This window comes from Bradyrhizobium sp. McL0615 (genome assembly GCF_049993905.1).
GTDB lineage: Bacteria > Pseudomonadota > Alphaproteobacteria > Rhizobiales > Xanthobacteraceae > Bradyrhizobium.
Map to the genome: position 1 here is coordinate 7111052 of NZ_CP188254.1, position 20297 is coordinate 7131348.

12 protein-coding genes and 1 pseudogene are annotated in these 20297 nt (G+C 57.0%); 7 read left to right on the plus strand and 6 right to left on the minus strand.

The features are described from left to right. Nucleotides 1–100 precede the first annotated feature (100 nt). Together ACPPVP_RS34350 and ACPPVP_RS34355 are read left to right on the plus strand one after the other, a co-directional pair. Nucleotides 101–1186: a DegT/DnrJ/EryC1/StrS family aminotransferase gene (locus ACPPVP_RS34350; protein ID WP_426527991.1), complete on the plus strand. Its 1086-nt coding sequence runs from the start codon at nt 101–103 to the stop codon at nt 1184–1186. 7 nt (nt 1187–1193) lie between these two features. Next, complete coding sequence (locus ACPPVP_RS34355) at nt 1194–2426, plus strand: glycosyltransferase family 4 protein (protein ID WP_426527992.1); 1233 nt, start codon at nt 1194–1196, stop codon at nt 2424–2426. A gap of 162 nt (nt 2427–2588) precedes the next feature. On the opposite strand, the gene ACPPVP_RS34360 is transcribed toward ACPPVP_RS34355, so the two are convergent. The 3 genes from ACPPVP_RS34360 to ACPPVP_RS34370 all read right to left on the minus strand — a co-directional run bounded on the left by ACPPVP_RS34360 (nt 2589) and on the right by ACPPVP_RS34370 (nt 7320). Continuing rightward, the gene (locus ACPPVP_RS34360) at nt 2589–4121 is read right to left on the minus strand and encodes a sugar transferase (protein ID WP_426527993.1); all 1533 of its coding nucleotides are present in this window, start codon (nt 4119–4121) and stop codon (nt 2589–2591) included. Nucleotides 4122–4515: 394 nt separating this feature from the next. Then, on the minus strand, nt 4516–5955 hold the full coding sequence (locus ACPPVP_RS34365) for a TIGR03790 family protein (RefSeq protein WP_426527994.1): 1440 nt from the start codon (nt 5953–5955) through the stop codon (nt 4516–4518). A 1041-nt stretch (nt 5956–6996) separates the two neighbouring features. Beyond that, nucleotides 6997–7320, minus strand: a complete 324-nt coding sequence (locus ACPPVP_RS34370) for a hypothetical protein (RefSeq protein ID WP_426527995.1) — start codon at nt 7318–7320, stop codon at nt 6997–6999. A gap of 182 nt (nt 7321–7502) precedes the next feature. On the opposite strand from ACPPVP_RS34370, the gene ACPPVP_RS34375 reads away from it, so the two are divergent. From ACPPVP_RS34375 to ACPPVP_RS34390, 4 genes and pseudogenes are all read left to right on the plus strand, one after another. Next, nucleotides 7503–8177, plus strand: a complete 675-nt coding sequence (locus ACPPVP_RS34375; RefSeq protein WP_426527996.1) for a metallophosphoesterase — start codon at nt 7503–7505, stop codon at nt 8175–8177. A gap of 219 nt (nt 8178–8396) precedes the next feature. Then, complete coding sequence (gene gmd / locus ACPPVP_RS34380; RefSeq protein ID WP_426527997.1) at nt 8397–9482, plus strand: GDP-mannose 4,6-dehydratase; 1086 nt, start codon at nt 8397–8399, stop codon at nt 9480–9482. Further along, nucleotides 9463–10410, plus strand: a pseudogene (locus ACPPVP_RS34385) (GDP-L-fucose synthase family protein). Before gmd ends, ACPPVP_RS34385 begins: the two are co-directional and overlap by 20 nt. Nucleotides 10411–10923: 513 nt before the next feature. Continuing rightward, nucleotides 10924–12183: a polysaccharide biosynthesis/export family protein gene (locus ACPPVP_RS34390; RefSeq protein WP_426527998.1), complete on the plus strand. Its 1260-nt coding sequence runs from the start codon at nt 10924–10926 to the stop codon at nt 12181–12183. Between the two features lie 667 nt (nt 12184–12850). Here ACPPVP_RS34390 and ACPPVP_RS34395 read toward each other — a convergent pair. The 3 genes from ACPPVP_RS34395 to ACPPVP_RS34405 form a co-directional block, all read right to left on the minus strand. Next, entirely contained in the window at nt 12851–14317 is a 1467-nt protein-coding gene (locus tag ACPPVP_RS34395; RefSeq protein ID WP_426527999.1) for an undecaprenyl-phosphate glucose phosphotransferase, read from the minus strand. Nucleotides 14318–15202: 885 nt separating this feature from the next. Continuing rightward, nucleotides 15203–16180: a UDP-glucuronic acid decarboxylase family protein gene (locus ACPPVP_RS34400; protein WP_426528000.1), complete on the minus strand. Its 978-nt coding sequence runs from the start codon at nt 16178–16180 to the stop codon at nt 15203–15205. Between the two features lie 251 nt (nt 16181–16431). Next, nucleotides 16432–17898 (minus strand): undecaprenyl-phosphate glucose phosphotransferase, encoded by a 1467-nt coding sequence (locus tag ACPPVP_RS34405; RefSeq protein ID WP_426528001.1) that lies wholly within the window; start codon nt 17896–17898, stop codon nt 16432–16434. 967 nt (nt 17899–18865) lie between these two features. On the opposite strand from ACPPVP_RS34405, the gene ACPPVP_RS34410 reads away from it, so the two are divergent. After that, on the plus strand, nt 18866–20293 hold the full coding sequence (locus tag ACPPVP_RS34410; RefSeq protein WP_426528002.1) for a GMC oxidoreductase: 1428 nt from the start codon (nt 18866–18868) through the stop codon (nt 20291–20293). Nucleotides 20294–20297 lie beyond the last annotated feature (4 nt).

Genomic DNA, 20297 nt, shown 5'->3' on the forward strand with positions numbered 1-20297 from the left:
GCGACGATTCGCGCATGGACAATCATTCAAAACCATTAACTGGACACAACCATAACTAAGGTGAGCCGACACTATAGCGGCCCCGTAGCGAGACGAGAAGATGACAATCCCGCAGATGGAGCCCTGGCTCGGCGAGGAAGAAGCCGCCGCCGTCAACGACTACATGCGCTCCGGCGGATGGCTCATGGAACACGACAAGACACGTAAATTCGAGTCCATCATCGCCGATTATACAGGAGCGACCCACTGCATCGTAACCGTCAACGGCACCGTGAGCCTGACGTTGGCGGCGCTGGCCTGCGATGTGAAGGCGGGAGACGAGGTGATAGTCCCCAATTACACAATGATAGCGACCGCGAATGCCGCTTCGTTGCTCGGCGCAAGACCCGTTTTCGTCGATGTGGAGCCAGAGACCCTTTGCCTCGACATCAATCAGACCGAGGCTGCCCTAACGACGAAAACCCGAGCCATCATGCTGGTGACCGCCAACGGACGCTACCCCAAAGCCGGCATCGAGGCGTTTGTTGATCTGGCCGACAGATATGGCCTGGCATTGATCGAGGACGCCGCCCAGTCGCTAGGTTCGCACTACCCGGATGGCCGTCACATTGGCAGCGTCGGCAAAGTCGGCAGCTTTTCATTCTCCGTGCCAAAAGTCATTACGACGGGACAGGGCGGATGCCTGATTACCCACGATGGCGAGCTTGCTGAACGCCTTCGTAAGCTGAAGGATTTTGGTCGCGCCTCTGGAGGATCGGACATCCATCAAAGTATCGGCTATAATTTTAAGTTCACCGACCTGCAGGCATGCGTGGGCATCGAACAGATGAAGAAGCTCGATTGGCGAATCGAGCGCAAAAAGGAGATTCTTCTGAAGTATCACCAGGCGCTTCACGCGGTTGGGTCGGTGAAGTTTTTCGAACAAGACCTGGTCAATACAACCCCATGGTTCATTGATATTCTGTGCGAAAGGCGGTCCGACCTTCAGGAGCACCTGAAACAAAGGGGGATCGGTACCAGGGCCATGTATCCTCCTGTCAACAAGCAAGAAGCCTATCAGCGCGTCGGAGACCATCCGGTCTCTGAGCTCGTTGGGCGGCAGGGTCTATGGCTACCCTCCTCGTCTCAACTCACGGATCAGCAGATCAAAACCGTGTGCGACGCCATCGCTGAATTTTACAGCTGACATTTTCATGCCTCGCGTCATTTTCCTCAATCGATTTTTTCATCCGGACCATTCCGCCACGAGCCGGATGGTGAGCGATCTTGCATTTGAGTTGGCATCATCAGGCAAGGACGTTCACGTCATTACCAGTCGTCAGTTGTACGACAAACCGAGGGCGGCCTTGCCTGCTTACGAAATCACGCATGGGGTTCATATCCATCGCGTTGGCACCACCAGCTTTGGCCGATCGAGTCTGCCAGGCCGCGCCATGGACTATTTGTCATTTTATTTTACGTCGTGGCGATGCGCCCTGTCGCTCGCGAGGCCGGGTGACATCCTTGTGGCCAAGACTGATCCCCCAATGATCTCATTGATCGGAATGGCGGCTGCAAAGCAGCGAGGAGCAAAACTGGTCAATTGGGTTCAGGACGTATATCCGGAGATTGCGATAGAATTCGGCGTCCCGTTCTTGATCGCTCCGGTTCGCCGGCTCCTTTTCTGGTTACGGGACAAGTCCCTCAAGGCTGCCACCGCCAATGTGGTACTCGGCCAGCTGCCGGCGAGGCTGGTTTTGTCACGCGGCATTCGTGCGGACGGTGTGACAATCATTCATAATTGGAGCGATGAGGATGAGATCGTTCCCATCGCGCCCGCCGACAACACGCTGCGTCAGGCGTGGGGCCTCAGTGACAAGTTTGTCGTGGGATATTCGGGAAACCTCGGCCGGACGCATGAGTTTCTCACCATGCTATCGGTGTCGGAGCGATTTAAGAACGAAGATCGAATCGTGTTTCTCGTTATAGGAGGCGGCCATCAGAACGACGGCCTCGCCCACGAGGTAAAGTCGCGTGGCCTTGAGCGGTCCTACTTGTTCGCGCCGTATCAAGATGTAGGCGCGCTAAAATATTCCTTAGGTGTTCCAGATGTGCACTGGATCTCGCTTCGACCAAGATTCGAGGGGCTTATCGTGCCCAGCAAATTTTATGGCGTCGCTGCCGCCGGGCGGCCCATGATCTCGATCGGCAGCAAGCAAGGAGAACTTGGCCGCCTGGTGGAGGAGCACCAATGCGGCTTTGCGATCGAAGAAGGAGATGTCGATTCGCTCGAGAGCGCCATCACCCTTCTATCCCGCGACCCCGATCTCTGCGCAAGGATGGGACTTCGAGCTCGATCGATGCTTGATCATCATTTCACGCGTCGCCAGGCGTTTGACTATTGGCAAACTTTGATCTCAAGGGTCGAATTGGGTCAGCCGCTCTGAAAGAGGCTTGGCTGAAAACGCAATAAGTAAGGTGCCCGGGGCAAAGGCCAGTACGCCAGCCTCGGCCTTCAATTCTTGCCAGCTTCAAGCCGGTGCCATTGTATGTGATTGCGATAGCAGCGGCATTAGGCCAAGCGGCCCCGTTCGGTTGAATTTGTTTGCTCAGCCTCGCATAGCCGAGCGCTTCACAACCTCGGCACGGGCCGGCGGTGAAGGTTCAATATTAGCGATCGTCTTCGGCGGCGGGCTTTCAGGTATCGCGAGGCTGCTTTGTTTAGCTTGCACCTGGGCCAGGTCCTCCACGGCTTCTGCCGATCCCAGATAGTTCCGCGAGAGTGTGCGAAGGGTCATAAGCGCGATTTTTGTATCCAGCCATGGCGACGCGTTGCGAACGTACCATTCGTCAAACTTCTCTTTATCTTCCTTGCTGAGGAGCTTCGCGCCATTGACCTGCGCCCATCCTGTAATCCCCGGTCGGACCGACAGCCGCAGCGCCGTGTTGGACGGTTGATCCTCAGGCAGCAATGGTCGCGGACCGATCAGAGACATATCCCCGAACAGCACGTTGATGAGCTGAGGCAGCTCGTCGATGCGCGTGGCCCGCAAGTACCGACCTATCACCGACGGCTGTCGATCACCCAACGCCGGTCTCCCCCTGGAATCAAATGGCGCCCGCAACGTCCTGTACTTGTAAATGAGGAACGGCAGCCCCTTCCGACCAGTCCGCTCTTGCCAGAAAAGGACAGGCGAGCCGACGTCAAATAACACAAGCAGCGTTGCGACTGCAAAAAGCGGCAAAAGCAGGAACATGAGCGCAAGCGATCCCAGAATATCGATCGATCGCTTCATTCTAAGAAAAAGATGGCGCTCCGTTTCTGTGTCCGTTGATCCAACAACCTCCGCACAGGACGCCCCCTGCTCGGTCAACCCCAACATGCGCGGCAGGTACGACAGCCCAAGCTGTCGCTTCTTGCAGACGCGCTCGACATCGTGCAAAGCCGCGGAACTGAGCAGGTCCGTATCGCCGGCGAGGATGACCCGGTCAACCTGAACGCCGTGAACTGCAAATTCGGCGACGATCACATCGAGTTCCTGCGGTGTTCCGAGGACCTGCACTCCGCTCAGGGTACGGCCGATCGCGCCCGATTTTTCTTCGAGCACCGCAACGACCCCTTCTTGATTGGATGCGTATGCGCGCAGCATCGAGATGAATGAGGCAGCGAGGCGATTGGCGCCGATCACAATTATCCGCTCGCGGCGTAACTGGTAGTCACTCGCGCGCCTCTCGCCGCTCGCAACCCGCGTCACAATACGAACGAAGATAAGGCCGCCAGCGAGCAGCAGACCGTGATACAGCGGGACCGCGCGAGCGATCCCATCGAGGCGAGTGAGCGTGAACAGGAGGCCATAGGTTAGGAGTTGCGCGAACAACACCGCTTCCGCAATGTCGAGCACTTCATGCGCAGAAAAGTGCTGACTTACTGTGCTCCGAAGCCCAAAGGCAACATACGCCACGACCGCAAATCCGGTAGAAAGCGCGCAATAGATTATGGTCGCGTTCCAGTCGTGCTGCGTCAGGATTAAAGCGTCGCCCAGCCACAACGCGAGAAGGGACGACGCCAAGGCCCAAAACGCGTCCCATATGGATACGTCGATCCTTCTCTTACGTCGCGAGGTCGGAGAGGGAACGGCCATGATCGCCAACGACTCCTATTATCAAACAAAACGCTCGGCGTTAAAATGTTTCAGTGCAATCGTTTCGCTTTTACACCTTCTCAAGCCCGATGTCCGACAACCTTTAGGCCGCACCGCGGGTTTTTCGAGCATCGTGTTCATATCAACTGCGACTGTCTCAAAGCGGCAACAAATAATATATTGGAGCCCTTTAATTGTGGAAATCTTCTTGTTTCACGACAATGGCGGAGCCCGGGGGTGTAATACAAAGCTGTGCGGATGAAGGAGGTGACGGCGCGCCCGAAGTGGCGAGGCGAGTAACGCGTTCGGATTGTGGGGTTTATGAACCGACAGCGTCTGAATGATCGACAACGGTCAAATTCAAGCAACTATTTATGTCCTTGGGTGCGCAAGACTATTCAGACGGCGGTCTTGCGCCTGCGCTCGATGGCGTCGGAAAGGAGCCACTCATTTCAAGCTTGTAAAAGGGAGCACTCTTGCCCGGGACGGTTATGGTTGCAAACTGAAACCGAGGCACTGCAACCGTCGCAATTTTTAAATAGGGGCCGGTGGCAGATGGTGCTGCGTAAAGATTATAATTTATTCCAGGTTCGAGACTTGACGTTTTTATGTTGAGAACTCCGTTCACGAGCGTTGCCCGGGTACCGAAAGGTCTCGCGAGCGGATCGCCCACGAAAATTCCCTGTGACGGCTGTCGGACCGATTTTGTGTATGCCTCGAGCGCTGTATTGCCGCGAAAGTAACTCTTCACAAGCACCGAGGCTGCGGGGAACTTGTCTGCATAGGCACATGGCTCCGTCACCGTGCCATAGCTGGCCGTTGCCCCAGCTTCGAGCCAACGAAGCGCGCTCATCTGCTCCGTTCCGAACAAATTGCCTCCGCTAGATGTAAGATGGTCTGCCAGCGCCCCCGGAATATATGTGTTTGTATTAATCCCTGACACGTTCGCGGATCCCGTCTGGTAAAATAGAATATCGGCCGCGTTTTTCACCTCCGATCGGCCGCCATTCTTTGAATAGTCCAGATACATCATAGAGAGCGCTTCCGGACGGTTCCAATTTTGCACTGTCGCCTGAAAGTCCTGCAACCGGGGCCCGCTCCTCACGCTGTCAGCGGTTCTGACAAACCAGCCGTTCCCTCCCGGAAGGCTCCTGTCTGCCTTTAGTCCTTTGTCGATAGTTGCCTTTACGCTCGCCGCGCTTTGGCCGGCGAGCATCATGGTCGGCCGAATGCCAAAGTCCGTGAACGGAGCCGTCGACGACGATGCGAAATACGGATTCAATGGCGTTGCGGAACAGTTGTTACTTGTGAGCGTGGGAGTGTCTATTCCAAACGCGAAGGCGCTCGTGATGGAATAGTTGGTGGAATAGTAGTTAAATCTCGCAATACGAAACGGTCTGCTCCAGGAGACGACAAATGCCTGAATGTCGCGACCTGCGGCCGCATCCACCTGCGCTTTGAGACTAGCAAACTCAGCAGGGTCGATGCCGTTATTTGATTTGAGGCCGGGATAAATTTTATCCTGATCAAAACTCAGGTGAATCATGTTCCTGCCCGGGATCATTCTCACCTGCTGATAGTAGCTTGCAACTTCTACGGATTGTGGATCGTTGTCATTGATCAAAACCGCAATTTCTGAAGTCTGAATGCTGCTGCGAGGCACGATCAGCGTTGCTACCTTGATCGAATTTGCGTCGAGGACCTCGAGAGCCTCTGTCTTCTGCGGGGACTGTGCGGCCGCAAAGTTGGGTAGAAGCAGGCTAGCGAGAACAAAATAAGCCGCAGCCAGCGAGAGTCGGTCGACCACTAACACACGATCGATCTTTTTGAGCATGAAACACTTGTTGGGCATTTGGATCTCGAAATCTTGGGCCACAATGTGTGAGTTTTAGCGGTGTAGCCCGACGCTAGCCAACGCATTGCACTGATCTGTCCCGGCGCGAAGATTAAGACTGATCGAAAAACGCAGCACTGCTTGCGAAACCGCGCGATGAACCCGATTTGAGTCGCTTCAGGACCGAAGCAAGCAGGTCATATCAAACTTCATCGATGCCCGATAAAGTTTGCGCGTGAGCATCAATGGCGCTCACGGCTAAGCACCCAACCGCCGAAGTGTTTGCTTGACTGCTTTGTTAACGCCATACCTTCGAAGTGTCAGCCTGACGGATTCAAGCGTCTTACATCCCGACTGCCGCGCTGCTGTTAGCAGCCGAGGCGGTCGCCAACTACGGTAAGCTTGCCCGAACACGATCCCGAGCATTTCCACGATTGGCGCTCTGACGTTGAAGGCAGCCATAGGACTGGTCCGGACGTTAGTTGTCTACCAAGGCTTGACGTTCCAGGGCTTGTCTTCGCGCCCCGGGGTGCGCATTCATCGTGTAATGATCGCCTCAGCAGGCGTCCTTTCATGTCAGGGCCTCGTTTTCCGTCAAAGAGTGGGTTGGCCTTCCTTGCATTAATTGCGCCAAGACCGTCTGCCAAGCCAGGAAACCTTCCGCCAAAGCCGACGCGCGCCTTCCGTCCGGGCCTTCGCAGTGGGCAGACCTCTCGCCCCCACGGGCGCTCCGGTCGAAGGCATCTTAATCCGAAGATGGAAAAGGCCTTCTTCCAGAATGTAACCGCCATTCAAACGACTATGACCGAGAACGCTGTTGCCCGGCCAGCAGTTGCGTGGGTATGGTTGCCAAAAGCTATTGCCATTATGTAGTTGAAATCTCTAGGAGATTATTGGCAAACGACTGAAATCCACCAAAACCAAGGGTTGTTAGGTGAGAATACCAACCCGCCCGCACGGTGCGGCCTGAAATTTTTACAAAGAATTAAGACCTTGGGGGCCAACCTACCGGCGGAGGTTTCCAAAGTGGAAATGGTCGCTTTAACGATGCTGGGAATCGGGTCCGCGCTTGGCCTCCGGTTCAGAATATTTGTGCTGCTTCCAGTGATATTGCTTGTCCTTTTTGTGGGTACCGCTTTCGGGCTCGCTCAGGGTACAACGATCGGGTCGATCATGCTCACGAATGTCGTCGGCGCTACGTGCTTGCAAATCGGATATTTGGGCGGCACTTTGCTCAAATTTCTGATCTTTACCGGCCGATTTGATGGAACCAGAACTTCCCAGTCCGCCCGGCCTTTCACAGGCTAGACTTGGCGCTCCAGACTTCCCAATAGCAGATTTCGGCTGGCCGCCCTCGCCAGCCATCGCCCCGTCTTGGCGATATTGAGCGCAAGTTTCAGTCTGGTTTTCAATTCATTTGCTGTAAAGACCTGACCAGCGGAGAGCTCAGAGCGAGTTCTTGTAACCGGACCGGTAGTTAGGAAATGTGGAGGCGCTTTCGCAAGGCGGCTGAAATTAGTCCCCCCAAATTGCCTGCGGGCTCGCGCGTGTATGCGATCGGCGACGTCCACGGACGCGCCGACCTGCTGCAGGAAACCTTCGCTAAGATCGATAATCACCGCGATGCTTATCCGATCGCCAACGCCCTTGAGATCATGCTGGGCGATTACATTGATCGCGGACCTTCGTCGTTCAATGTGATCGAACTGCTCTCGAAGCGCGTTAGCGGCGGGACAATCTGCTTAAAGGGTAACCACGAAGCCTTTCTGCTGGAATTCTTGAAGGATCCAACCATCCTCAACGAGTGGCAGCGTTGCGGAGGACTCGAAACGCTGGCGTCCTATGGGCTTGAGCCTTCCCTCGACCTCTCTCCCGAAGGCCAGGAAAGTCTTTCCGCCACACTAGCCGAACGATTGCCGGCACATCACCACAACTTTCTAATCGCTTTGCCGCTCAGCTTTACGTTGGGCGATTACTTTTTTGTCCACGCCGGTGTGCGGCCGGGAGTTGCCTTGTCCAATCAACGCGCTGAAGACCTTCTCTGGATCAGGCAAGATTTTCTCCGCTACGAGGGTAGCTTTGGTAAATTTGTGGTTCACGGTCATACACCAGTAAGTGAACCCGAGATCCGCAATAATCGCATCAATCTAGACACCGGCGCATTCGCTTCTGGCAACCTCACCTGCGCGGTGTTTGAGGATGATCAAATTTCGTTCCTTTGAATCTACACTCAGGGAACCTTTCCTAGTCCTTTTTCAATTGTTTTCCTGTTCGTTGACGCGCGCGATTTGACGGGCGGGCGCCAATGCTGGCTAACTTGCGCATTTCCCGCGCGACTTGACAAAACCTGACAGGCGGATGACGGACGGTAGGTGCGGTGCGAAAAGCGCGACTTAAGCCGAGACTTCGACGGCTTGAGAGACACCGGCTTTGGAGATGATATGGCGGCTAAGGATTCAAGACGACGCGTCGCGTTGATAACCGGCATCACCGGCCAGGACGGCGCCTACCTTGCCGAATATCTGCTCGGCCTCGGCTATGAGGTCCACGGCATCAAGCGGCGGTCGTCCTCATTCAACACCGCGCGCATCGATCACCTATATCAGGATCCGCATGTCGGCAATGTGCCGTTCCTGCTGCATTACGGCGACATGACGGATTCGACCAACCTGATCCGGCTGATGCAGGAGATCAAGCCGACCGAGATCTACAATCTCGCCGCCCAGAGCCATGTCGGCGTCAGCTTCGAAAGCCCGGAATACACCGCCAATGCCGACGCCGTCGGCGTGCTGCGCCTCTTAGAGGCGATCCGGATCCTCGGCATGGAGAAGGAGACGCGGTTCTATCAGGCCTCGACCTCGGAATTGTACGGTCTGGTTCAGGAAGTGCCGCAGAAGGAAACCACGCCGTTCTATCCGCGCTCGCCTTACGGCGTCGCCAAGCTGTACGGCTACTGGATCACGGTGAACTACCGCGAGGCCTACGGCATCTATGCCTCGAACGGCATCCTGTTCAACCATGAGAGCCCGATCCGGGGCGAAACTTTTGTGACGCGCAAGATCACACGTGGTGTCGCCCGCATCGAGACCGGTCTGGAAGAGCTGCTCTATCTCGGCAACCTCGAGGCCAAGCGAGACTGGGGCCATGCGCGGGATTATGTCGAGGGCATGCACAGGATATTGCAGGCCGACGCGCCCGACGATTTCGTGCTGGCGACCGGAGAGAGCCGTTCGGTGCGCGACTTTGTCGAACTGGCGTTTGCCGAAGTCGGCCGAGGCATCGAGTGGCGCGGCAAGGGCGTCGATGAAACCGGCGTCGACAAAAAATCCGGCAAGACCGTGGTCAGGATCGATCCGGTCTACTTCCGGCCGACCGAAGTCGACCTTCTGGTCGGCGATGCCAGCAAGGCGCGCGAGAAGCTCGGCTGGAAGCCCACGACCCCGTTCGCCCAGATGGTCAAGGAAATGGTCGCAAGCGATCTCGATGACGCAAAGCGGGAGGTCGCTAATGGCAAGCCTTCCGTTTGAGCTGAAGGGCGAGACCGTCTACGTCGCCGGCCATCGCGGCATGGTCGGCTGCGCGCTCGTCCGCAGGCTGGCGCGCGAAGGCGTTGAGCTGCTGACCGCGCCCCGCAGCGAGGCTGATCTGCGCGATCAGGCCGCGGTCAACAAATGGTTCGCCGCCAACCGTCCGCAGGTGGTGTTTCTGGCAGCCGCCAAGGTCGGCGGCATCGTCGCCAACAACACGCTGCGCGCCGAATTCCTCTACGACAATCTGGCGATCGCGACCAAGGGTATCCATGCGGCGCATGTCTATGGCACCGAGAAGTTGATGTTCCTCGGCTCATCCTGCATCTATCCAAAACTGGCGCCGCAGCCGTTGCGCGAGGATTGCATACTGACGGGGCCGCTGGAGCCGACCAACGAGCCAATGCGGTTGCCAAGATCGCCGGGATCAAGATGGTAGAGGCCTATCGCAGCCAGTATGGCGCCGACTTCATCAACGTGATGCCGACCAACCTTACGGCCGCGGCGACAATTATCATCCCGAATACAGCGACGTCGTCGCCGACCTAATCCCCCGTTTCCACGAAGCCAAAGTTTCCGGCGCCGGGGGGTCGTGGTCTGGGGTACCGGCACCCCGCGGCGAGAATTCCTCTATGTCGACCATCTCGCGGGTGCCTGCATCCATTTGATGAAGACCTATTCCAGCGATGGACTGGTCAATATCGGGACCGGCGAGGACATCACCATCGCCGAATTTGCCCGAGTGGTCGCGGCGACGGTCGGCTATGCCGGCCAGGTCAGTTTTGACAGCTCGCGGCCGGACGGCCCCCCAAAAAAACTGCTCGATGTCTCCAAGCTGGCCAAGCTCGGCTGGCGCGCCGCGACCTCGCCGAAGGACGGCATCCGGCTCGCTGATCAGGCGCGTCTCCACGAGATAGGTGGCCGCTGAGTTGAAGGAATGTCAGCGAACGAGATCGGAAGGACAGCTTGTGACCTTGTGGAATTCCGTAGATACGGTTCCTGGCTACGGTCACGATCAACGCCCTCCTCGACCTATTATGTTATGCGTAATTGAATACTGGCGCGGGCCGAATCGCGAACTATTGCCACGGCCTGATCAGCGTTGATCCGCTTTACGTGCCTGTCAGGATGGGATCGTCTGAGTCGCTGAACCTCAAGGTTAGCGCTTTCTTAACTCAAGCGGGGTACCATCGTCTTGCCGGCTTCGTGTTAGGGCGAGGGCTGCGATCCGCCGCGACAGGGCCCGGCTACGCCGATCAAGATCTGCACGGGGTTTTTGCTGGACAAACAGCCGTTAGCCCAGGGAAAGCGTAGCCACGTTTGTGGCCGATACGCAACAGCATTCCCCGAAATCGGCAAGCATGGCCCTGCAACCCTACGCAGCCGCGATCGCATCGCTTATGGTCGCTCGCGGGCTAGGGCAAAGGGATTGGGACTTTCAGTGAGAATTAAGCGCGTCATCTTGGCCCTGCCTGTGCTGACCATGGCGGTTGCACTGGGCGGCTGCGGCTGGATGTCGGTGAGCGGCCCTGCCGCCACGGACATATTGGCAGGCCAGCGCGACCCGATGAGCCTCAACTACGCGGTGGTGAAGCTCACCCCGAAGATCGTCGAGGTCCTGTCCAAGAACCTGCCGCGCCTGTCCACCTTTGTGAGCAATCAGCGGCCCCGCGACATCACCTTCGGCGTCGGCGATATCCTGACCGTCACGATCTTCGAAGCCGCTTCTGGAGGCCTTTTCATTCCGGCCGAAGGCGCCGTCCGGCCGGGCAATTTCGTCGCCATTCCAAACCAGGCCGTCGACATCCACGGCAATATCTCGGTCCCCTATGCGGGTTCCATCCGCGCGCGCGGGCGCACCCAGGTCGAGGTGCAGGACGCCATTGTCGCCTCCCTCAAGAACCGTGCGATCGAGCCGCAGGTCATTGTATCCATGGTCGAACAGAAGACGTCCATGATCAGCGTCCTGGGCGAAGGCCGCGCGGCGCGGATTCCCGCGACCGCCTCGCCCGAGCGCATGCTCGACGTCATCAGCCGGGCCGGCCTGGTGGCGGTTGGCGGCTCGACCGGGGCTGCCGGCGCTGAAACCTGGGTGCTCCTGGAGCGAGGTGGCAAGCGCGCCATCGCGCCGTTTGGCGCGCTGATTTACGAGCCGGTCAACAATGTCTACGTGCATCCCAACGATACGATCTATTTGTACCGGGAGCCGCAGACCTTCCTGTCGTTCGGTGCGGTCGGCGCACAACAACAGATTCCATTTGGAACCTGGCGGCTGTCGCTTGCGGAAGCGATCAGCAAGGCCGGTGGTCTGATAGATACCCAGGCTGATCCGGGCTCGGTGTTCCTCTATCGCGGTGAAGCGCGGGACGTTGCGCAAGCCATGGGCATCGACGTTTCGCCCTACGAAGGCCCTGTCATTCCGGTGATCTACACGATCAACCTGCGCGATCCCGCCGGCCTGTTTCTGGCGAGCTCGTTCGAGATGCGCAACAAGGACATCCTCTACGCCTCGAACTCTGTGTCGGTCGAATCCACCAAGTTCATGACGTATCTCAACACGCTCAACTCGACTATCCAGGCCCCCATTTCGACCGTCACGAGCGCCTATGGCCTGCGGAATATCATCCGCGGTACCGGCGCTGTGCCCAGTACTTTCGTAACCGGAGGTACGACGACTGTCGTCACGACGCCGACGCCCTAGGGCTAGCGGCGCGAGGCTGCAGTCGATCAAGCGACCGTAGGCCTGACGGTCGCGTAATCGCACCGCGGAGTGACATGAGGGTCACGAGGCGGCGGTTCCGAGCGAGCCATTGAACCGTCAAGCTCGGCCAAAGTTCCTCCTCCACAACAATGAACGATGGCCCGCGTGCAAGACGGGAGCACGTGTGACAATGGTTCTTGCGGGATATCATGGCAGCGTATCGCCATGCTTGATTTGTCTGGCTCTCATGCTGCGAGACGTTGACCGCTGAACCCCAGGCATCGCATGTGAACCGCGGCCGCCGGATCGGGAGCACCCGTCGGATGAGTTTGCCGGGGCAACCCCTCCATCTCACAGAGAGCATACTTACAGACCGCGCTGTTGTAGCTCGCATGTTTGAAGAAGGAAACGGCACTTGACCGTTCGTTACCGACACCAGCCCGTCAATCTTCGCCGAAGCGCGCTAGGAATCCCGCAATCCGAATGGAGCCGCCGCCGCCGCCTGGGTCGCCGACTGTTGCCAGCGGCGTTCGAAAGTAAAAACGAAGCGACGCAAATCAGACCCGTCTAGTACCGCTCGGCGTGAAACGGATATTGTGCTTTGGCCGCGTGAACACCGGGAAAAAAAGATCCACGCGATTTGAAATCGATCATCGAAAAACGATGATCAATACGCTTCCTTCTGTCCCATCACGGCGGAGAATGTCCTCAACAGGATCTTGATATCGAGCCACAGGCTCCAATTGTTTATGTACCACAAGTCCAGATCGACACGTTTCTCCATCAGATCGACCGTGGCCGTTTCACCTCGAAGTCCATTGACTTGTGCCCAACCGGTAATGCCGGGTTTTAGGTGAAGACGGAATGCATATCGGGAAATCAGTATCTTGTATTCGTCATCATGGACCACGGCGTGCGGACGAGGGCCTACGAGGGACATTTCGCCACGCAACACGTTCAGGAACTGTGGAAGTTCATCGATGCTTGACCGGCGGAGCCAACGGCCGAGCCGCGTGACTCGCTTGTCATTGCGCGTTGCCTGCTTCACTTCGGCCCCCTGCTCCATAACCGTCATGGTTCGGAACTTGAGGATCCGGAATTCTTTGTTGTTGAAACCGTTGCGAAGCTGCGAAAAGAACACAGGCCCTCGCGAATCGAGTTTGATCAGAACCGCCGCTATCAGAAAGGTCGGCGCCAAGGTGATCAACGCAACACTGGAAAGCACGATATCGAATGCCCGTTTGATGGCGCACTCGCTCAGGGTCAGGGGACCGCGATGCAGGTCGACAACCCACGTCGAGCCGATCTCTTTTCTCGGTTTGTGAAGTAGCCCCTCGATGCTGCGATCCGGTGCCAGACGAATCGGAATTGGAACGACCCGCAAGACGGCCACGATCGAGTCGATCAGGCGGCGCTGATCCCATGGTATCGCCAGCAGGATCTCTTCCACCCTGCCCGACTGTGCGGTGCGAATGGCTTCGCTCAGCACGTCACGAAGCCGCTCCGACATGCCGCTCGCGGTCTCGAAATCGGATTCTAGAACCGGAAAGCTTTCAATCGGCCTGTAACCGCACCGGCGCAGTCGATAAAGCCCTGCAGAGTAGTCGATCTCATCAGCCCCGCCTATTACCAGGACACGCCGCTCAGCGAAACTTCCATGCGCAAAGGCCTTTGTGAGATACGAGCCCAGCAAAGTGCGCCATCCAATAAGTGATGTTAAGCCAACAACCAGAAAAGTCCCGATCGCGCCGCGCGAAAGCGTCGCACCGACCTTGAGCAGAAACACCACGGCGAGCAGGAGCGAGAAGACGATGAACCAAATCGTAACCACTTCCTTGAGGCGGCTTTGCAGCGCAATCAGGCCGAGCGGCTTGTAACTTCCGCGGGCAGCCAAAACAGTCGTGAAATTCACGGCAACCAGTAAGCCAATTGCGATAGACGTTTCGAGATCACCGCCGCTGCCGAGCACCCATCGGTGGTAGGCGAATCCGCTCACAATGCTTGATGCCAAAATGATGATGCAATCCAAGCCCCAAACCAGAGGCTCTATGCTGCGGAACGGTATTCGCCAGGATGGCGTCGCAAGGGAGATTCCATCCGCAACCGCCGTTTTGTTTCGTGACGAGTTCGGCATGACGCTCCCCCAACGCTACAATTACCCAGTGGCCTTATTCATCTCGCCAGGCGCCTTCCCGGATCGCGTGACCGGACTAGCCCCTTCGACTGAAAGCACGATCAAATCCCGTCGATAAGGCATATTTCGCCTCGATCGGCCCAACAAATCTCGCTCTCTGTTGGGTGCAGATGCGGACAAAAGCAAGAGCGGGCTCGCTCGCTGCTGCTGCTGAAATATCGACCTAGATCGAACCGGCCCACGCGACTAGAACTCAGCATGACCATGGCGCTCAAAAAAACCGTTTTACGCTCAATTAATATTTTCAATCAATCTTGTTTTATAGTCTTCTAGTGTCCGTTAAGTTTTTTTATACCCTTTATTGTGGCAATGCAACATTTCCCATTCTTAATCGAGGCAGAAGGGTCAGAATTGGGGCGTCTCTGTCAAAGTGATGGATAATGGTAATATGATACCGGGTACGGCGAGGAATGGGCCAGCCCACTCCCCGCCTGACGGGCGGCCAGGCGCACGTCTTAATTGCCGTCCATTTAGCGCCGATTTAATACGGAATTTCTAAAGCCGGAGAAGCTTGCAAGCCCTAGACTGGGATTATCCACCTATCGACATGTTTTTCATGCAGAAATTGCCAAGAGCCGTCTGGGCCACGAACCCCACTGCCACGCGCCATCCAGCGTCTGAGGCAATTTCTTCAAGGCGATTATCCTGCGGAGCCGCAAACAGCGCTCCTATGCGGATCGTTGAAGGATTGGCGCCAAAGCAGCGCGACGTTCGCCTGGATCAATGAGGCCGAGAGAGCAGGATGACTTTCGTTGGAATTTGTTATCCGGCTCTATCGATCATGATCTTTTCGGAAAACCCGTACCCAATTTTCCGGATCATGCTCTAGTCGGCATTTAGGGACGCCCGCAGGGCCTGATCAGACAGCAGGTTATCGAAATAGGCGATCGTCTGAACAAGACCTTCCTTGAGCTTCGTCCGCGGAGCCCAGGAGAGTTGTTTATCGGCCAGGGAAATGTCCGGGCGCCGCTGGCGTGGGTCGTCTTGCGGAAGCGGCTTGTGAATGATCTTGGAGGATGAACCGGTCAGGCTGATGACAGTCGATGCCAACTCGAGAATCGAGAACTCATCGGGGTTTCCAATATTCACCGGACCGGTCACGTCATGCGAAGTCCCCATGAGCCTTATGAGCCCGTCGACGAGGTCGTCCACGTAGCAGAACGAGCGAGTTTGCGAGCCTTCACCGTAAATCGTGATGTCGTGGCCAAGCAACGCTTGCACGATGAAATTCGAAACGACGCGTCCGTCGTTCGGGTGCATGCGTGGTCCGTAGGTGTTGAAGATTCGGGCGACCTTGATGCCCAGATTAACCTGGTGCCGGTAAGCGAAGAACAGGCTCTCCGCGCAACGCTTGCCCTCGTCATAGCAGGACCGCAGGCCGATGGGATTGACGTTGCCCCAATAGTCCTCGGTTTGAGGATGAACGCTTGGATCGCCATAGACCTCGGAGGTCGACGCCTGCAGGATCTTGGCGTTAAGGCGCTTGCCAAGGCCGAGCATATTGATCGCGCCATGCACACTCGTCTTGATCGTTTGCACGGGGTCATGCTGGTAGTGCACCGGTGAAGCCGGGCACGCGAGATTGTAAATTTCATCGACCTCGACGAAAAGCGGAAAGGTGACGTCGTGGCGGATGAGCTCGAAGTGCTTGTGATCGAGAAGCGGCTCTATGTTCCTGCGGGCGCCGGTAAAGAAGTTGTCGACACAAAGGACCTGCGCGCCTTCAGCGATCAGACGCGCACAAAGATGGGAGCCGAGAAAGCCTGCCCCACCGGTGACCAGAATACGCTTTTCGAGATGCATTCAAGATACTTTGCTGTTCGATGCCATATCAACATTTAGGCCTGCTCGCGAGCTCCGGACCTGATTGGTGCAGTCGCCTCACTAGGACCGCAGCTCGAGCAAAAAAACACAATTGACCAACCAAGGAGCAAAGTCCCATAACACAGTCAAGGCGATATCATCTGCATGGTGAACAGGAATTGTGCACTTGCGGCATGGTCGCAGCCGAAGGGGCGAAGCGATCGCTCGACCCAGCGCCGTTCGCGGAAAGATCAATAGGCCTCTTTCTGCCCGATCACCACCGTAAACGTCTTCATGAGTATCTTTATGTCGAGCCACAGGCTCCAATTGTTGATGTACCAGAGGTCGAGCTCAACGCGTTTCTCCATCACGTCGACCGTGGCCGTCTCTCCCCGCAACCCGTGGATCTGGGCCCAACCCGTAATGCCCGGTTTGACATGATGGCGGAAGGCATATTTCCAGATCTGCTTTTCGTATTCATTGTTGTGGATTGTGGCATGCGGCCGTGGGCCGACCAGCGACATCTCCCCTCGCAGCACATTGAGGAATTGTGGGAGCTCATCAATGCTTGTTCGGCGCAGCCAGCGGCCGACACGCGTGACCCGCTTATCATTGCGGGCCGCCTGCTTAACTTCCGAACCCTGCTCCATGACCGTCATCGTTCGGAATTTGAAGATCCAGAATTCCTTGGTATTGAAGCCGTTGCGAAGCTGCGAGAAAAACACAGGCCCGCGGGAGTCGAGCTTGATCACAATGGCGGCGATCAGCATGGTCGGCGCCAACATAACCAGCGCAAGGCTGGAAAATGTAATATCGAACGCCCGCTTAATGGCGCATTCGCTCCAGGTCAGCGGACCGCGGTGCAGATCGACAACCCACGTCGATCCGATCTCTGTTCTGGGTTTGTGGAGCAGCCCTGCAATCGTGCGATCGGGCGCCAGACGAATCGGGATCGGGACGATCCGCAGGGCAGTGACGATCGAGTCAACCAGGTGGCGCTGGTCCCAGCGTATCGCAAGCAAGATCTCCTCAACCCTGCCGGACTGTGCCGTCCGAACCACTTGATCGAGCACGCTGCGAAGCCGAATCGACATGCCGTTGTCGGCATCAACGTCGGTCTCCAGAACCGGAAAACTTTCGATCGGCTGATAACCACACCGGCGCAGGCGATGGAGGCCGTCCGAGGTGTTGATTTCATCGGGTTCCCCAATGAGAACCACTCGGCGTTCCGCAAAACTTCCGCGCGCGAGAGCTTTCGTTAGATATGAGCTCAATGCCGCCCGCCAGCCGATCAGCAATGTCATTCCGACGACCATGAAGGTCGCCGTTGCGCCGCGTGATAGATTGGCACCCACCTTTAGCGAGAACACGACCGCGAGGAGAAGCGAAAAGACGATCAGCCAGATCGCGACCGTCTCCCTGATGCGCCCCTGAAGCGAGATCAGGTTAAGCGGCTTGTAGCTGCCGCGGGATACCAGGATGGTCGTGAAGTTCACCGCAACGAGCAGGCCGACAGCGAGCGACGTTTCGAGATCACCGCTGCCGCCGAACACCCATTGATGGTACGCGAGCCCGCTGAGAATGCTCGATCCCACGATAATGAAGCAATCAAGAGCACATACCAGAGGTTCGACACTCCAGAATGGGATGCGCCAGGATGCCGGTGCGAGCGAAATGGCCTCCGCAACGGCGGTCTTCTCTCTTGGCAAGATTGACATTACGTGACGCTCTCTCTGCTACGGTACCACTCTTACGTCACCTTTGTCCCCTGCCCCGCCATGCCCGAGTCGTTCGCTTGCGCACCAGCACATCGATAACAAATGTCACCAGACGCTCTCGACACGAAGCCGGTAACATTTCGTTTCGCTACGGAGATACGCGACGCCGCAACGGCATAACCGCACGGGGGAAGAAACCCGCGCCTTCCGAACAACCATTCGGAAGGCCGGTGAAATTAAGTTGCACTAAACATGTCCGCAGATGGACCACGGCAAACACCTCATCGAATAGGTCTATCGCAGTCAATTAGAGGTTCAACGCTTACGCTTTATTAAGCATTAACGATTTGTTAAGAATTAGCTTCGTAGACAAATAATGCCCTACTATATACTTTTTATTAACGCAATGTGGTTTGCGGTTGCATGTTTAATTGTCCCGATTCAGGGCGTCGCCCACAATGCAAGGATATGGAAGGACAATATAAATTGGTCGGACCGCAGCGACCAAGCACCCACGATCAGTTATTCGCAAGTTTGCTTATCACGAGAAATTTGATTTTCAGCCACCGACGAATCGAAGTCAGTTCCCGCGGGGGTCGGCTTTCCATATTGTTCCGCCCAAGCAACCCGACCAGGTGCCAGAAATCTGAAGCCCCTCCTCTGGAATGGCCTGATAGGAGCGCCGGCGTGAGAGTGGCGCGCAACATCGCCCTCTCCCCACTGCACAATTGGAATGATTGGTTGCGCTGGCCTGGAACCCGCCTCCGGCTCCCTCGGAATACGCAACGAAGATCGATCAGCCGGCGCATCTGCGCCCATCTGGATCGCAAGGGGGCGGCACTGGCTCACCGCCGCATTGGCGAGTTCGGCCGAAAGGGGCTAGACACGCGAGGCACAGAAGTTTCGAGGGTATCGGATGAGTGACGATCGCCGCGTCGTTGTCATAGGCAGCGGCCCAGCAGGCGCAATGGCTGCGTACGAGCTTGTCCGCAAGGGCATTCCAGTGACGATGCTGGAGACCGGAGAGGACATCCAGCACGGCACGCTCGTCCGGCTGGCGGGCAGAAATCTCTTTCGACGTCTTCCGCCCATGACGAAGGCGGAGGGGTTCGTCGTCACCGGCGATCCGGAGACCAACCTCGAATACAATTATGCGCTGGGTGGCCTCTCCAATCAGTGGACAGGCGCCGTGCCGCGCTTCTGCCCGGAGGACTTCACGGCAGGCGAGCAGATCCATGAGAAATATCGTTGGCCCGTCACCTACGGCGATATCGCTGCATACTACGAGATTGCCGAACGGACGATGGAGATCACCGCAGACCCAGGCGATGTCCCAAGTCTGCCGGCCGGCTATTGTGACTATCGACAACAGGTGCCAAAGGACTGGCAATCCGTTCGGCAGGCAGCGCTGAAGCGCGGGCAGGGTTTTACGACGATGCCGCTTGCCGACGGGCCGCCATACCTGCTCCTCAGCCGCGGCACCTCGTTCAACAGCTATTCGAAGTTGATCGCAGGGCTCGTCGGGAAGCCCGGATTCAAGCTGATCACCCGAGCCCATGCGTTGAAGCTGGAATGGGACGGGCAGAAGAAAAAGGTCGTAGCCGCGATCTATTGCGACAGGCAGACCATGGCGCACCATCGTGTGAGCGCCAGCGCATTTGTGGTGGCGTGCGGACCGCTGAGTTCGCCCAAGCTGCTGTTCAACTCCGGTTGCAACGATCACCCGAACGGGATGGGCAATAGCGCCGGTCTGCTCGGCAAATATCTTCACGATCACCCGCGCGAGTGGTGGGCGGTCGACATGGACACGCCGCTCACGTCGCTGTCTCCGCCTGCCTACCTGACGCGACTGCCCCACGCCTCGTCAAATCCTCTGCTTGCCTCCTCATGGACGCTCGGTGCGTTCGGAACGGTCGGCAAGATCAAAAGTCGCCTTGGACAGAAGACGACCTATTTTGGCGTCCAAGTCTTCGGCACAATGGTGCCGGAAGAGAAATACTACGTCGCCCCCGCCAAAAACGACAAAGACGAGTTTGGCTGCCCTGCCTTGGAAGTTCACATCAGGTTTGACGAAAACGTTTTGGACAACATGGTCAAAGCGCGCGCGCACCTGATGCAACTGATGCAGGACGCCGGGCACAAGGGCGCGATTAGAGAGATCGTCCCGACGCTTGTCCCAGGGACCGCCAAGCACTATGGCGGCGCGGCCCGCATGCATGCCTCGCCCAGGTTCGGCGTGACCGACGGCTTCAATCGACTTCACGATATTCCGAACGTCCTGGTGGTCGATGCCAGCTGCTTCACGACCGGCGCAGAGAAAAATCCTACGGTGACGGTGATGGCGCTGGCTGCACGCTCGGCGGACCGCCTCGCACGCGACCTGCGAGCCATGTGACGGA